This window comes from Streptomyces sp. NPDC027663 (assembly GCF_055566415.1).
Window position 1 is genome coordinate 61,216 of sequence record NZ_JBVHSK010000008.1, and the last position, 14,712, is coordinate 75,927.

The following is a 14,712-nucleotide window of genomic DNA, read 5'->3' on the forward strand; positions in this document are numbered from 1 at the left end:
AGGAACAGGTCGTCCGGTCGGTGACCGACGGGCCGGGACGTCGGTCGAACAAGGATCCAGTCGGCCGCCAGCCGGCCGAACACCTGCCCAAACGGGGCGAAAGCCGCGGTGAACCGGAGTCTTGTTCCGATTCACCACCCCTGGGTCATCACACGGCGCGACGCTCATTCCTATGATGGGCCCACGACACCGCGGACCGCTGCGACCAGGCAGTCCGAAGCGGTGCAGATGCGGCGCAATGGTGGAGGGGTCTGATGACTCAGGGGGCCGGTCAGGGACCCGAGGTGGAGCGGACGGCAACGCTGCGCGACTTCCGGGTACCCGCGTACGTCCACGAGACCGGTCCGTACGTTCGCAGCATCCACCCGGGCGACGCCGTACCGCCCGCCGACGAGGCGTACCCCGAGGGCTACACCCCCACCCAGCGCGACCTGCCCGTCATCAACCGCGGCGACACCGTCCAGGTCCCCGTCGAGGCCGCCCCCGCCGCTGCGGCCCCGGCCCCGCAGCCCGCGGCCGGCCCCGGACCGCTCTACGTCGTCGGTGACGTCCACGGCTACCTGGACGAACTGGTGGCCGCCCTGCAGGAGCAGGGTCTGATCGACGCCTCCGGCCAGTGGTGCGCCGGCACCACCCGGCTGTGGTTCCTCGGCGACTTCACCGACCGGGGCCCGGACGGCATCGGCGTCATCGACCTGGTCATGCGGCTGTCTGCCGAGGCCGCCGCGGCAGGCGGCTACTGCAAGGCCCTCATGGGCAACCACGAGCTGCTCCTGCTCGGCGCCAAGCGGTTCGGCGACACCCCCGTCAACTCCGGTGCGGGCACCGCCACCTTCCAGGCGGCCTGGCTGCTCAACGGCGGCCAGAAGACCGACATGGACCGTCTCCAGGACCACCACCTGCAGTGGATGGCCCGCCTGGACGCCGTCGAGGAGGTCGACGGCTACCTGCTGATCCACTCCGACACCACCGCCTACCTCGACTACGGCGACTCGATCGAGGCGGTCAACGACACCGTCCGCGAGACCATCACCCGCAACGACGCCGACGAGGTCTGGGACCTCTTCCGCAAGTTCACCAAGCGCTTCTCCTTCCGCGACGAGGGCGGCTCCGACGCCGTGCGCTCCCTCCTCGATACGTACGGCGGCACCCGGGTCGTTCACGGGCACAGCCCCATTCCGTACCTCCTCGGCGAGGTCGGTTCCGAGGAGGGCGAAGAGGGCACCGGCCCGGCCGTCGAGGGACCGCACGTCTACGCCGGCGGGCTCGCCATCGCCATGGACGGCGGAGTGACCATGGCCGGAAAGCTGCTGGTCCAGCAACTTCCCCTGGATAGCTGAGCGTTATCCGGGCAGGCGTTCCCCGGCTGCGTACGCGCAGGCCGGAGCGCAATTTCCGGCAATCCCCTGTCACCGTGCGCCGTCACGGCTCTACCATCGGCTTATCCGTAGCAGGCTCCCCTCCGTTTCTGCCCGACGGCTCGCCGGCGTGCGAGCCCCAAGCCCTACGGAGCACCGGGGGATGCACATGAACAGCGTTCCGCAGCACCTGCAGAACGAGGACCGCCAGGAATTCGAGCGGCTCCTCGATGAGGCGCTGCGCTCCGCACCACACCGACCGGAACTGGCCGCAGTCGGACAGCGGCTCAACCCCGAACAGCTGCGCACCATGGCGCTCAGCGCCAGCGCCCTGATCACGGAAGCCGCGGCGGCCGAGTACCAGCACTACGTCAGGATCCGCGACGAACTGCGCCACCCGGCACTGGACGTCCCGCCGGTCATCGACACCTCCTCTGCCATGGAGCCCGGTTCGCCGCCCACGGCACTGACCACACCCCTCGACGAGGCCGCCGAGAACACCGGCGCGGGCGCCGTCGCGGTCGTCGCGGTTCTGGCTCCCCTCCTTTCCGGAACCGCCGCAGTCCTGTTCCTGCTCGTCGGCTACATCCTGAAGATGCTGGACCCGGGCCAGACCTTCGCCCGGACCATGCTCACCACCGGCTGGGCGTTCGGTGGCCTGACCGCAGTGGCGATCCTCGTCGCCGCCGTCGGGCTGCTGCTCACCGCGCTGCGCAACAGCACCTCGGCGGACGCCCGCGCCCGGGACACCGCGCACGAGGAACTGGCCAGGGCCAGAGAAGCCTGGCGGGAGGCCCTGATGGAGCGCGGCATCCTGCCGTTCCTGCGCGAGGCACTCGCCGAGCCGGGCCAGGCCGCCGTGCGCCACACGGCACCGCCCGCCCAGACCGGCCGCATGCCCCGCCTCGGCTACGGCCGCCCGGGCTTCAGCAGCCCCGAGGACGGCACCGGATCCGGCCGTCCGAGCTTCACCAGTCCCGACTACACGAGCCCGGACTTCGGCGGCCCGGAGCACCAGCCCGAGTAGCGCCGCCCGCAGGAGTCCCGTCTCGCGCCCACGCACGGCGTGAGCCCGCCGCACCAGCCGCCCGACGACGGACCGGCCGGAGCGGCGAGTTCACCGTGCGTGTGTTCACCGTGTGGGTGTCACTCGGCGATCGGCAGATACACGCGGTTGCCCGCAGCCGCGAACTCCTGTGACTTCTGGGCCATGCCCTCCTCGATCTCGGCCCGGCTGCCACCGTGCTCGCGCCGGATGTCCTGCGAGAGCTTCATGCTGCAGAACTTCGGCCCGCACATGGAGCAGAAGTGGGCCGTCTTGGCGGGCTCCGCCGGCAGGGTCTCGTCGTGGAACTCCCGAGCCGTGTCGGGGTCCAGAGCGAGATTGAACTGGTCCTCCCAGCGGAACTCGAAGCGCGCGTCCGACAGCGCGTCGTCCCACTCCTGAGCGCCCGGGTGTCCCTTGGCCAGGTCGGCCGCATGTGCGGCGATCTTGTAGGTGATGACGCCGGTCTTGACGTCGTCCCGGTTGGGCAGGCCCAGGTGCTCTTTCGGCGTGACGTAGCACAGCATCGCCGTGCCCCACCAGGCGATCATCGCGGCACCGATGCCGGAGGTGATGTGGTCGTACGCCGGCGCGATGTCCGTGGTCAGCGGGCCGAGCGTATAGAACGGAGCTTCCTCACAGATCTCCTGCTGAAGGTCGATGTTCTCCTTGATCTTGTGCATCGGGACGTGACCAGGGCCCTCGATCATCGTCTGCACATGGAAACGCTTGGCGATCCGGTTGAGTTCCCCGAGCGTCCTCAACTCGGCGAACTGCGCCTCGTCGTTGGCGTCCGCGATCGAACCGGGCCGCAGACCGTCGCCCAGTGAGTACGTGACGTCGTAGGCGGCGAGGATCTCGCACAGTTCTTCGAAGTTCTCGTACAGGAACGATTCCTTGTGGTGCGCCAGGCACCACGCTGCCATGATCGAGCCGCCGCGCGAGACGATGCCGGTCTTGCGGTTGGCCGTGAGCGGGACGTACGGCAGCCGGACGCCCGCGTGGACGGTCATGTAGTCCACGCCCTGCTCGGCCTGCTCGATGACGGTGTCCTTGTAGATCTCCCAGGTCAGCTCCTCGGCCCTGCCGTCGACCTTTTCCAGTGCCTGGTAGAGCGGGACCGTGCCGATGGGAACGGGGGAGTTGCGCAGCACCCACTCGCGGGTGGTGTGGATGTTGCGGCCGGTGGAGAGGTCCATGACCGTGTCGGCGCCCCAGCGGGTCGCCCAGGTCATCTTCTCGACCTCCTCCTCGATGGAGGACGTCACCGCGGAGTTGCCGATGTTGGCGTTCACCTTCACCAGGAACCGCTTGCCGATGATCATCGGCTCGATCTCCGGGTGGTTGACGTTGGCCGGCAGCACCGCCCGGCCCGCCGCGATCTCCTCGCGGACCACCTCGGGAGAAACGTTCTCCCGGACGGCCACGTACTCCATCTCCGGCGTGATCTCGCCCCGGCGGGCGTACGCGAGCTGCGTGACCGCCTGGCCGCTCCGGCCCCGCCGCGGCTGCCGCGGACGTCCGGGGAAGACCGCGTCGAGGTTGCGCAGTCCCCCACGCGGCGAGGTGTGCTTGATCCCGTCGTCCTCGGGGCGGACGGGACGGCCTGCGTACTCCTCGGTGTCGCCACGGGCGATGATCCAGTTCTCCCGCAGCGGCGGCAGGCCCCTGCGGACGTCCGTATCGACGAGTGGATCGGTGTACGGGCCCGAGGTGTCGTACAGCGTGACCGACTGCCCGTTGGTGAGGTGCACCTGACGGACCGGCACCCGCATGTCGGGGCGCGAACCCTCGACGTACGCCTTGTGCCAGCCGATGGACTTCCCGGCCTCCTGGGACTTGTCGTCCTGAACGGAGGCAGGCGTGCGTGCGTCCTTGTTGGTCATGAGACCTACTCCCTACGCCGGCATTACCCGGTAACAGGTTCGGCGGTCGACGCAGCGGATTCCGTCTGTCGACATCTCCTGTGGAACACCGCTTGTTCCACGTGAAACATCGCTTCTACGGAGGTCAGCGCCCTCTCAGCCCGGTGCTCCGAGCTCCCGCGTGTGCAAAGGTGCCTCCACGCTAGCGTCATGTGTGGCGCGCTGAACAGTGGGCCCCCCACCGTTCTTGCGATGATCGGGCGGTGACCAGGATGGAGCAGTACTCCCACCAGCCGCCCGAGCCGCACCGTCGAGCGGGCACGGGGCAGGGCACCAGGCATGACCACGGAGCCGACGGAGCCGGCCACCACGGCCACTCGCACAGCCACGGCCCGGCCGCGCCCGTGTCCAAGCACCTGCGCAAGGTCATCGCGGCGATCCTGGTGCCCTTCACCGCCGCGGTGATCGTCGGCCTCGTGGTGCTCTGGCCCGGAGGAGCCCCGTCCCACAAGCGCACCGGCGTCGGCTTCGACCGGCAGACCCAGCAGGCCACCGTGACCCGGGTCGTCGAGGTCGACTGCAAGTCGGTGAACGCGTCCGGCGGCACACCGACCGGCGACCCCGCCGAGGGCACCTCAGCAGTGCAGGAGGCCGGCGGGGCCTGCAAGAAGGCGACCGTCCGGGTCGACACCGGCAAGGACGAGGGCCGTACGTTCACCGAGATCGTGCAGCCGGACCAGTCACGGCAATTGCACCAGGGTGAGAAGGTGGTGGTCGCCTACGAGCCCTCGGCACCGAAGGAACTGCAGTACTCGGTGACCGATGTGAACCGGACGTTCCCCATGGCGCTGCTCGCGGGGATCTTCGCCGTCGCCGTCGTCGTGGTGGGACGGCTGCGCGGTGTCATGGCACTCGTCGCCCTGGCCGTGAGCTTCCTGGTGCTGACCCTGTTCATCCTGCCCGCCATCCTGCAGGGTTCGAACCCGCTGGTCGTGGCCGTGGTCGGGTCGAGCGCCATCATGCTGATCGCCCTGTACATGTGCCATGGCCTGTCGGCCCGTACCTCGGTGGCGGTCCTCGGCACGCTGATCTCGCTGTCCCTGATCGGTGTACTCGGCTCGCTCTTCATCGGCTGGGCCGCCCTCACCGGCAACACGGACGACAACACCGGTCTGATCCACGGTCTGTATCCGTCGATCGACATGAGCGGTCTGCTGCTGGCCGGCGTCATCATCGGTTCGCTCGGTGTGCTGGACGACGTGACGGTGACGCAGACGTCGGCCGTCTGGGAGCTGCACGAGGCCAACCCTGCGATGGGCTGGCGCGGGCTGTACCGGGCGGGTATCCGCATCGGCCGCGACCACATCGCCTCGGTGGTCAACACCCTCGTGCTCGCGTACGCCGGTGCCGCGCTGCCGCTTCTGCTGCTGTTCTCGATCGCGCAGAGCAGCGTGGGAACCGTGGCCAACAGTGAGTTGGTGGCCGAGGAGATCGTGCGCACGCTGGTGGGCTCCATCGGCCTGGTCGCCTCGGTGCCGGTCACCACCGCACTGGCCGCGCTGGTGGTCGCCGCCGACCGGCCGGGCCCGGGTGCCGCGGTGGCGGCCGGGGCCCAGCCGGTACCGGCGCGCGGCGGCCGTGGGCGGCGCCGGAAGCGGTGAGTGCGACGGGGCCGGCCGCGGAGCCGGACACCGTGAGTGCGGCCGGGCCGACTTCGGACCCGGTGAGTCCGGAGCGGCCGGCCGTCGGCCGCAGAAGCGTTCCTGCAGGCGTCCCCGAGGTCCTGCGGAGCACCGGGCGCCACCCCTGCCGTAACGCTTCAGCCGGCGCTCTGTTCCTCGGCCAGGATGCGGTCCAGAGCCTCGTCGAGATGAGCGTCGAAGTCCGCCAGCGCACCCTCTTGCCCGAGCGGTACGAGCTTGTCCGTACGGTCGAGAAAGGCCACGAGCGGCGGCGCCGACGAACGGAACAGCGCCTGGTCACCACCGACCTGAAGCCTGATCAGCACCTCGCCCAACACCTCGGAATCGACGGGGGCGATGTGCACGTCCCCCTCCCCGCACGGACGGCCGACCCCGTCGATCAGCAGCTCCCGCCCGAAGGCCCAGGTCACCGGGGCGTCTCCGGGCAGATGAAAGGTGAGCCGCACGGCATAGGGATCATGGGTCTCGTAGCGCAACTCCACCGGAATGCGGAAGGAGAGCTCCTCCGACACGAGAAAGCTCATCAGGACTTCTGCTTGTACGGACTCGCGCATCGCCTACCCCGTCACATGACATCGACTGGCCGGGATTGATCCTCTGACCGTGGTCAAATCTTGCTGAACGTACACAACAGATCACAAGGAGTAAGTTTTCAGATACTGATAGAGAGCGTGAGCGACCCCAGATGCCGCCCGATCTCGGTCTGCAGCCGGTGCGCCGCGGGCATCAGCCGGTCGGCGTGCTGAGCGGGGAGGGAAATGGCCATGGTGGCCGCGGTGGTGCCGACCGTGATCGGGACCGCCGCACAGACCGTCCCGAGTGCGTACTCCTGCCGCTCCACCACCGGCTCCATGCGCCGTGTCCGGGCCAGCCGCCGCAGCAGCGCGTCGTTGTCCCGCACGGTGTACGGCGTGAGGGGCTGTACGGGATAGCGGGCCAGATGATCGCGCCGGGCGTCCTCGTCCAGCTGGGAGAGCAGGCACTGCCCGATGGCGTGCGCGTGGCCCGTCTCGCGGAAGCCGGCCCACTCCTCGACCGCGGGCGCCTCACGGGAGTCGGAGACGCACATGACCTCGATCTCGCCGTCCCGGTACATCGCGTAGTACATCGGCACACCGATGGAATCGCGCCAGTGCGCGAGCGTGTCCGCCACCGTGCTGCGACGTTTCTGCTGCGCTCCGCTGCCGGCGAGCCGGGCCGCCGCTTCGCCGAGGAAGAACAGCCCTTTCTCGCGCCGCAGATAGCCCTCGTGCACCAGGGTGCGCAGCAGGTGGTACGCCGTGGGCAGCGCGAGGCGGGTCTCGCGGGCGAGTTGTTTGGCGGGAGCGCCGTAGGGGTGGGCGGCGACGGTCTCCAGCAGGCGCATGGCGCGCTGGACGGATCCGATGAGCGTCGCGGTGGCCGGAGGGCCCGGGTCGTCCGCCGCACGCGGCTGTCCGGGGACGACCGCGAGGGGAGCCGGGGGCTGGGCGGGGGATGCGCAGGAGCGCGGGACGGTGGGGGGTGCGTGGGGTTCTGCCGGTGCGGTGTCAACCGTGGCCAAGGGTCACTCCCGGAGCGCGAGGGGGCAGCCCGTGCGGAGAAAGAGCACGGAGGGGGGTCTGCGCCGCCCACGGGGCCGGTCCCGTGGGGAGTTCCGGACTTTAACCGTCCGCCGCCGCGCGCAGACGGCTCCTGCCGAAACTTCCCTCCCCCGAGGGAACCGGTGGTCCCGTCACCGGTCACCGGCCCCCCGTACGCCTCACCAGTCGCTGCGCGACGAGGAGTTTCCCATGAACTTGCGCACGACGTAGATCAGTCCACCGACCAGGGCGACGAAGAGCAGCACCTTGAACAGCAGGAGGATCACCAGACCGACCACATGCGCTATCAGGCCGCCGAACACGACCAGGGCGATGACCGGCACCGCGACCCACTTCACCCACCACGGCAGCCCCGCGAAGATCTCTCGCATCGCCCTCGTCCTTTGCGTTCTCGTGCGTTGTCGGTTTTCTGCACTCGATGCTAGGGCCGCGCAACGGCCCGGCGGGGGCCGCGCAGCCCTTGTCCTCCCCTGATCCGTCCCCTAGGGACCCCAGGGTCGCGGGTCACGCCTCGGGCGGAGAGAACACCACGAGCACCCTGAGGTCCTCGCTGATGTGGTGGAACTTGTGCGCGACCCCGGCCGGCACGTACACGACGCTGCCCCGCGCCACCTGGGTGGTCTCCAGCCCGACCGTGATCGACGCCCGGCCGCTGACGACGAAGTACACCTCGTCCTGGTTGTGCGGCTTCTGCGGGTCGTGCTCGCCCGCGTTGAGGGCGTACAGGCCGACCGACATGTTCCGCTCGCGCAGGAACTGAAGGTAGGCCCCCTCGTTGGCGGCGCGCTCCGCCTCCAGTTCGTCCAGCCGGAATGCCTTCATCGCCGCTGCCGCCCTCGCCTCACTGCTCGCTCTGCCCCTGCTCGACGCCCGTCAGGTCTGCCACGATCAGACACATGAAGAATTTCGTAGTCAAGACGATCGCCAACGCGGGCGCCCTCGCGGTCGCAGTGTGGCTGCTCGACAAGATCACCCTGACGGGTGACAGCACCACCAAGAAGGCCGGCACGCTGATCGTCGTCGCGCTGATCTTCGGTTTGGTGAACTGGCTCGTCAAGCCGATCGTGAAGGTGCTCACCTTCCCGCTCTTCATCCTGACCCTGGGTCTGATCACCCTGGTCGTCAACGCGCTGATGCTGCTGCTGACGTCCTGGGTCTGCGGAAAGCTCGACCTGAGCTTCCATGTGGAGGGATTCTGGACGGCCGTCCTCGGCGGCCTGATCATCTCTGTCGTCTCCTGGGCGCTGCACATCGTCCTGCCCGACGAGGACTGAGCACACCATGCCCTACCGCGTCTGTTTCGTGTGCACCGGCAACATCTGCCGCTCCCCGATCGCCGAATCCGTCTTCCGTGCGCGTGTGACGGAAGCCGGCCTGGAGGAGCGGGTGAAGGCCGACAGCGCCGGCACCGGGGGATGGCACGAGGGCGAGCACGCCGACCCGCGAACCGTCTCGGTCCTGCACGAGCACGGCTACGGCAGCGAGCACGTCGCCCGCCGGTTCGAGCCGTCGTGGTTCGCCCGCCTCGATCTGGTGGTCGCGCTCGACGCCGGCCACCTCAAGGCCCTGCGTCGCCTCGCGCCCACCGAGGAGGACGCGCGCAAGGTACGCCTGCTCCGCTCCTACGACCCCGCCGCCGGCGACGACCTCGACGTACCGGACCCCTACTACGGGGGCCGGGACGGCTTCGAGGAGTGCCTTGAGATGGTGGAGGCGGCGAGCACCGGTCTGCTCGCCGCCGTACGGGAAGAACTGGAGGGACGTGCCGCATGAGCGACACCACGAAGGACGAGGGCCGCACCGGCGACGGCACGCGCGCGGTGCGGGCGGGGCTGCCCGAGCCGGTCAAGCACGAGCCGACCCTGCCCGGACCGGTGTTCGCGGCGCACTTCCACCTGCCCGGGGAGGTGACGGGGCCGTATGCGTACGGCCGTGACGACAACCCGACCTGGACGCTGCTGGAACGTGCCATCGGCGAGCTGGAGGCGCCCGGCCGGGAGGACGTCGAGACGCTGGTGTTCGCCTCCGGCATGGCGGCGATCTCCGCGGTGCTCTTCTCGCAGCTGCGCGCCGGGGACGCGGTCGTACTGCCCTCCGACGGCTACCAGGTGCTGGCGCTCGTCGGCGCCCAGCTGGAGGCCTACGGCATCGAGGTGCGCACCGCGCCGACCGGTGGCGGCGCCCAGCTGCAGGTGCTCGACGGAGCCCGGCTCCTGTGGATCGAGTCCCCTTCGAACCCCGGACTCGACGTGTGCGACATCCGGCAGCTGGCGGACGAGGCACACGCGCGTGGCGCCCTGGTGGCCGTCGACAACACCCTCGCGACCCCGCTCGGGCAGCGCCCCCTGGACCTCGGCGCCGACTTCTCCGTGGCCAGCGGCACCAAGCAGCTCACCGGGCACGGTGACGTCCTGCTGGGCTACGTCACCGGCCGGGACGCCGAGGCGATGGCCGCCGTACGACGCTGGCGGAAGATCGTCGGTGCGATCTCCGGGCCCATGGAGGCCTGGCTCGCGCACCGGTCCATCGCCACACTCCAGCTGCGTGTCGACCGGCAGAGCGCCTCAGCGTTCGCCGTAGCCGAGGCCCTGCGGCAGCGGCCCGAGGTCTCCGGCCTGCGCTACCCGGGCCTGTCCGACGATCCCTCGCACAAGATCGCCGCGCAGCAGATGCGCCGCTACGGCTGTGTCGTCTCCTTCACACTGCCCACACGCGCGCGTGCCGAGCGTTTTCTCGAGGCACTGCGTCTGGTGGAGGACGCGACCAGCTTCGGCGGGGTGCGTTCCACGGCCGAACGCCGCCGCCGCTGGGGCGGGGACGCCGTCCCGGAGGGTTTCATCCGGATGTCCGTCGGCGCCGAGGACCCGGAGGACCTGGTGGCCGACGTGCTGCGCGCTCTGGACGAGTCCACCGGCTGACCGTCTCCACGACCGCGTCACGGCACACCACACGGAGTACCTTCCGGAACTCGGCCCGGCAGCCTCCGAGAGGCGCGGCAGGTCCGCCTGGGACGGCCCGTGCCCGAGCGGACGCACGACGGTCCGAACCTCCCCCCTCATGGCTCGGACCGTCTGCGGTTTACGTGCGAACAACCGCTCGACCAAGGCTAGTTGACTCTGTGTCAGTGTCCAATCACGGTGGCGACAGAGACCTATCGACTTATTTATAGTTGGTGTCTGCCTCGGGGGCCGGAGGAGGGCAGGACAGGGGAGGCGCGTCATGGATCTGGCCTTGCTGCGGACCTTCGTCACCGTGCACCGGGCCGGTTCCTTCACACGCGCCGCCGCTCTGCTCGGCCTCTCCCAGCCCGCCGTCACCTCGCAGATCCGCACGCTGGAGCGCCAGCTCGGCAGGCCCCTCTTCCTGCGCCAGGCACGCGGCGTGACCCCGACGACCATCGGTGATGAACTCGCCCACAAGGCCGCGCCCCATCTCGATGCCCTGATGGAGATAGCCGAGAGCGGCCTGGACGACGACGCCTCGCTCCGGGCGCTGCACCTCGCCGGGCCTCCGGAGTTCATCGCCGAGCGCGCTCTGCCCGCCCTCACGGAGCTGTCCGACGACGACGGACAGGGCTTCGCGCTGCGCGCCTCGTTCGGAACGGCGGAGGAGACGCTGGAGGGGCTGGCCTCCGGACACCACGACCTGGTCGTCAGCACGGCCCGCCCACGCGGCGGCCTGCTCACCGCCACTCCGCTCTGCGACGAGGAGCACGTACTGGTCGCCGCCCCGCGCTGGGCGGAGCGCATCGGAGCGGACGCGCTGCGGCTGAAAGGCGCACCGGTCCTGGAGAACCTGCCCGTCGTCGAGGTGCACGAGTCGCTGCCGTTCGTCTCGCGCTACTGGGCCTCCGTCCTCGACTCCGACCCTGCCGCCTCCGGCACGGTCGTCGTTCCCGATCTACGAGCCGTGCTCGCCTGCGCGATCGCGGGGGCGGGACTGGCAGTGCTGCCCCGCTATCTGTGCGACCAGGCCCTGGACGACGGAACGATCGTCACCCTGCACGAACCGCCGGTACCGCCGCTGCGCACGTACTTCCTGGTGGTGCGCGCCGGCACCCTCGCACTGCCTCATGTCGCACGGGCCCACGAGTGGCTCCTGCGCGCGGCCACGACCTGGTGCTGACACCGTTCGGTGGAGGTGTACGCGCTGCGGTCGTGTCGTGGCGTCCTGTGATGTTTCACGTGGAACCAACCGGGCCACATTTCTCCCATGACCGTCCGACCCGTGGTCAAGCGCACCGCCCGTGCTGTTCTCCTGGACGGTGACGACCTGATTCTGATCAAGCGCACCAAGCCCGGTGTCGATCCCTACTGGGTCACCCCCGGTGGCGGGGTCGAGCCCGGGGACTCGACCGTCGTGGACGCCCTGCATCGCGAGGTGTACGAGGAGCTGGGCGCCAAGATCACCGACGTGGTGCCGTGTTTCGTGGACACCGTCGAGCACATCGGTGAAGACGGCGGCGCGACCGGCGTGAAGGTTCAGCACTTCTTCGTCTGCCGACTGGGATCCATGGACCCGGCCCTGCGGCACGGCCCCGAAGTGGAGGCGCCGGCCGGTGAGTACGAGATCGTCCGCATCCCGTTCACCCGCGTCGGCATCGCCTCTGTCCACCTCGTCCCACTGTCCCTGCGTCACTATCTGGACGGCAATATCGAGGGAGTACGTGCCATGCACGCGCCCGACCTCGGGTGAAAGCGGTCAGTCCGCGAAGACGAGCAGTTCGCCCACCGAGTCGTGTCGTATGCGGCTCGGCGGAACGCCGACGTCCCGGAGTGTGTCGATGCCGCTGCGGATCATTCCGGGCGGCCCCGACAGGTAGGCGTCGTACTCGTTCCAGGGCCCGTAGTCGCGTACGGCATCCGGCAGCTGGAGGTGGGCCTGCTGGTCGATGACGGCCCGGACCGACAGCCAGGGGTGGCTCTGCTGGAGTCTGAGCATGGTGTCGATGTCGTAGAGCCCGTGGTCGGTGCATGCGCCGTAGAACACGTCGACCGGCCGGCGTTCACCGTGCTCCGCGACGTCTTCGACCAGGGCCTTGACGGGTGCTATACCGGTGCCGCCGCCCAGGCAGAGCAGTCCTCTGTCGGTGGTGTGGTCGACGGTCATCGAGCCAGTCGGCGGACCGAGGCGTATGACATCTCCGGGCCGTGCTCGATGCACCAGCGCATGGGAGACCCAGCCGGCCGGAACTGCCTTCACATGGAAGGTGAGCAGTCCGTCGGAGCGGGGCGCGGACGCGAAGGAGTAGTGCCGCCAGACTCGCGGCCACCAGGGCGTCTCCACGCTGGTGTACTGGCCCGCGAGGAAGGGATAGGGCTGGTCGGGACGGACGGTGAGGACAGCGACGTCGGGGGTCCGCAGATCGTGGGTGACGACCTCGGCGTGCCACCAGGCCGGGGACCGCAGTTCGTCTGCAGCCGCTGCGTCGATCATGACCTGGGAGATCGTCGTGTACGCGCGTACCCAGGCCGCCTCGGCCTCCGGGGTCCAGACCGCGTACTTGCTCAGTGCTCCGATCAGGCATTCACCCAGGGCCGGATAGTGCTCGGCCCGTGTCCCGTACTTGCGGTGTCCTCGGCCCAGGTTCTGCAGGTAGTCGACGAGGACCGGGGTGTTGTCCAGGTGCTCGGCCGCCGTGAGCAGCGCCCTCAGCAGACGGTCCCGCTGGATGTCCATGGCGGCCGGGAACAGAGCCCGCAGCTCGGGATGGCGGACGAAGACAAGAGCGTAGAAGTAGGAGGTGACCTTGTCCGCGACAGGGGCCACCTCGGCCAGCGTGCGGCGGATGAGAAGTGCGTCCGGGGAACCGTGGTCGGCGGCCGGCACCGGTAGCTGCGGGGACACGTGCCCCGGAAGGGCACCGGGCCGGGCAGCGGGGTGACCGTGTGGCAGAGCCGAACCACCTGGGGCAGCCGCTGTCGGTTTCATGACGGTCGGGACGAGCGCGTTCGAGGCGGGGTCGTGCCTCTCCTGATCACCGCCCGGAGGCAGAGTGGACGGCGCCTTGCGCGGCATGAACCAGCCGCCCTCGCCCGGCATGTCGTTCTCCCCCGACGTGGTGGTCGGAGCGTCCATGATGTGCCCTCGCCTCGAACATCTCGCGGTCGGTCTGCGCGCCTCCCTCTCGGAAGGCACATGCTTTCCCCCGGTCGGCGGCCGGCCGTAGCACTCTCCGCAGCCTCCCCTCCCGACCGGCGGCCGCGGTCGCCTACCCGGAAATGCGGTTTTTGATGTCCCCGGCCCGCTAGGCTGCCTGCCTGCTCCCGGCCCGCACGGGATGCGTGCACTTCATCCCGGACGTGAACCGGGGTCGACCCTACCGGCCGTCGCCGCGCACACAAGTACCCCCTTCCGCCCTCACGAAGAGGGCACCCGCGTGCACGATGGCGTACGTCAACTAGCGGGGTTGACGGACCAGTTCATAGGCATCCCACAGGTCCCGGCCCGTGTAGGAGTGGGTCGCGATCCCGGTCAGGTGCGCGTCGGCGTTGACCGCCACCGAGACCGGTACGACAGCAAACAGTTCCTTGTCCGACGACGAGTCGCCGTATGCCACGCAGTCCGCCCGCACCACGCCGAACTCCGCACACAGCTGGTCGGCGATGATCACCTTGGCCGCCGCGCTGAGCACCCCGGCCGGGTCGACGGGCTCACTGAACGGCACGGCAGGAAAACGGGATCCATGGGCCGCGTGAGCGCCCCAGTCAAGGAGCAGCTCCACGAAGAAGGAGGGCGAGAGGGACACCACCGCGCAGTAGTCGCCGGCGCTTCTGATCTCCGCCCAGACTTCCCGGATGCGGGCCAGCCAGGGAGCCGCCTCGAACGCGGCACGTACCTGCGCCTCGGTCAGGTCCATCCACAAGTCGTACACCTGCGCCGCATACTCCGGAGGACCTATCCGTCCTGCCGCGATCGCGCGGTCCAGTGCCACGGTTTCCGCCTCCAGTCCCAACTGGCGGGAAATTTCCACCGGTGCGGTGGTGCCGTGCAACAAGGTGCCGTCGAGATCGAAGAGATGAAGTCTCGCCATGGGCCCGAGGCTAGTCGGCTGCCGATGTTTCACGTGAAACACCTGGCAGCTGTCCATGGGCTGTGCGCACGGCTACGAGATGACCAAAAGCACGTGCATCCGCGTCGAAACGGGTGGACGGCGAG

The 14,712-nt window shown here is 69.4% G+C and carries 15 protein-coding genes; 8 read left to right on the forward strand and 7 right to left on the reverse strand.

The features are described from left to right. Window positions 1-254: 254 nt before the first annotated feature. Together ACZ4SF_RS21985 and ACZ4SF_RS21990 are read left to right on the forward strand one after the other, a co-directional pair. Window positions 255-1,340, forward strand: coding sequence for a metallophosphoesterase (locus ACZ4SF_RS21985; RefSeq protein ID WP_468386958.1), 1,086 nt, complete (start codon window positions 255-257; stop codon window positions 1,338-1,340). Between the two features lie 181 nt (window positions 1,341-1,521). Beyond that, window positions 1,522-2,385, forward strand: a complete 864-nt coding sequence (locus tag ACZ4SF_RS21990) for a hypothetical protein (RefSeq protein WP_468386960.1) — start codon at window positions 1,522-1,524, stop codon at window positions 2,383-2,385. Between the two features lie 119 nt (window positions 2,386-2,504). Here ACZ4SF_RS21990 and thiC read toward each other — a convergent pair whose 3' ends face one another. Further along, complete coding sequence (thiC, locus tag ACZ4SF_RS21995; protein ID WP_468386962.1) at window positions 2,505-4,289, reverse strand: phosphomethylpyrimidine synthase ThiC; 1,785 nt, start codon at window positions 4,287-4,289, stop codon at window positions 2,505-2,507. Window positions 4,290-4,540: 251 nt separating this feature from the next. On the opposite strand from thiC, the gene ACZ4SF_RS22000 reads away from it, so the two are divergent. Further along, complete coding sequence (locus tag ACZ4SF_RS22000) at window positions 4,541-5,929, forward strand: YibE/F family protein (RefSeq protein WP_468387587.1); 1,389 nt, start codon at window positions 4,541-4,543, stop codon at window positions 5,927-5,929. A 158-nt stretch (window positions 5,930-6,087) separates the two neighbouring features. Here the strand turns inward: ACZ4SF_RS22000 and ACZ4SF_RS22005 are convergent, their stop codons facing one another. From ACZ4SF_RS22005 to ACZ4SF_RS22020, 4 genes are all read right to left on the reverse strand, one after another. Next, window positions 6,088-6,525 carry an SsgA family sporulation/cell division regulator gene (locus ACZ4SF_RS22005; protein ID WP_468386964.1) on the reverse strand — a complete coding sequence of 146 codons (438 nt, stop codon included), beginning with the start codon at window positions 6,523-6,525 and terminating at the stop codon, window positions 6,088-6,090. Between the two features lie 98 nt (window positions 6,526-6,623). Beyond that, complete coding sequence (locus ACZ4SF_RS22010; RefSeq protein WP_468386966.1) at window positions 6,624-7,514, reverse strand: IclR family transcriptional regulator; 891 nt, start codon at window positions 7,512-7,514, stop codon at window positions 6,624-6,626. Window positions 7,515-7,712: 198 nt separating this feature from the next. Continuing rightward, on the reverse strand, window positions 7,713-7,925 hold the full coding sequence (locus tag ACZ4SF_RS22015; RefSeq protein ID WP_468386968.1) for a DUF5326 family protein: 213 nt from the start codon (window positions 7,923-7,925) through the stop codon (window positions 7,713-7,715). A 133-nt stretch (window positions 7,926-8,058) separates the two neighbouring features. Next, the gene (locus ACZ4SF_RS22020) at window positions 8,059-8,376 is read right to left on the reverse strand and encodes a cupin domain-containing protein (RefSeq protein ID WP_100827154.1); all 318 of its coding nucleotides are present in this window, start codon (window positions 8,374-8,376) and stop codon (window positions 8,059-8,061) included. Window positions 8,377-8,450: 74 nt separating this feature from the next. Here ACZ4SF_RS22020 and ACZ4SF_RS22025 point away from each other — a divergent pair, with 74 nt between their 5' ends. From ACZ4SF_RS22025 to ACZ4SF_RS22045, 5 genes are all read left to right on the forward strand, one after another. Next, on the forward strand, window positions 8,451-8,828 hold the full coding sequence (locus tag ACZ4SF_RS22025; RefSeq protein ID WP_468386972.1) for a phage holin family protein: 378 nt from the start codon (window positions 8,451-8,453) through the stop codon (window positions 8,826-8,828). A 7-nt stretch (window positions 8,829-8,835) separates the two neighbouring features. Next, window positions 8,836-9,327, forward strand: a complete 492-nt coding sequence (locus ACZ4SF_RS22030; RefSeq protein WP_468386975.1) for a low molecular weight protein-tyrosine-phosphatase — start codon at window positions 8,836-8,838, stop codon at window positions 9,325-9,327. Next, window positions 9,324-10,472: a cystathionine gamma-lyase gene (locus ACZ4SF_RS22035; RefSeq protein ID WP_468386978.1), complete on the forward strand. Its 1,149-nt coding sequence runs from the start codon at window positions 9,324-9,326 to the stop codon at window positions 10,470-10,472. Before ACZ4SF_RS22030 ends, ACZ4SF_RS22035 begins: the two co-directional genes overlap by 4 nt. Before the next feature lie 301 nt (window positions 10,473-10,773). Then, a complete protein-coding gene (locus tag ACZ4SF_RS22040) occupies window positions 10,774-11,679 on the forward strand; it encodes a LysR family transcriptional regulator (RefSeq protein ID WP_468386980.1) in 906 nt (301 codons plus the stop codon). Window positions 11,680-11,766: 87 nt separating this feature from the next. Next, complete coding sequence (locus ACZ4SF_RS22045) at window positions 11,767-12,249, forward strand: NUDIX domain-containing protein (RefSeq protein ID WP_468386983.1); 483 nt, start codon at window positions 11,767-11,769, stop codon at window positions 12,247-12,249. Between the two features lie 6 nt (window positions 12,250-12,255). On the opposite strand, the gene ACZ4SF_RS22050 is transcribed toward ACZ4SF_RS22045, so the two are convergent. Both ACZ4SF_RS22050 and ACZ4SF_RS22055 read right to left on the reverse strand, forming a co-directional pair. Further along, window positions 12,256-13,632 (reverse strand): globin domain-containing protein, encoded by a 1,377-nt coding sequence (locus ACZ4SF_RS22050; RefSeq protein WP_468386986.1) that lies wholly within the window; start codon window positions 13,630-13,632, stop codon window positions 12,256-12,258. 322 nt (window positions 13,633-13,954) lie between these two features. Further along, the gene (locus ACZ4SF_RS22055) at window positions 13,955-14,587 is read right to left on the reverse strand and encodes an HAD family hydrolase (protein ID WP_468386988.1); all 633 of its coding nucleotides are present in this window, start codon (window positions 14,585-14,587) and stop codon (window positions 13,955-13,957) included. Window positions 14,588-14,712: the final 125 nt, after the last annotated feature.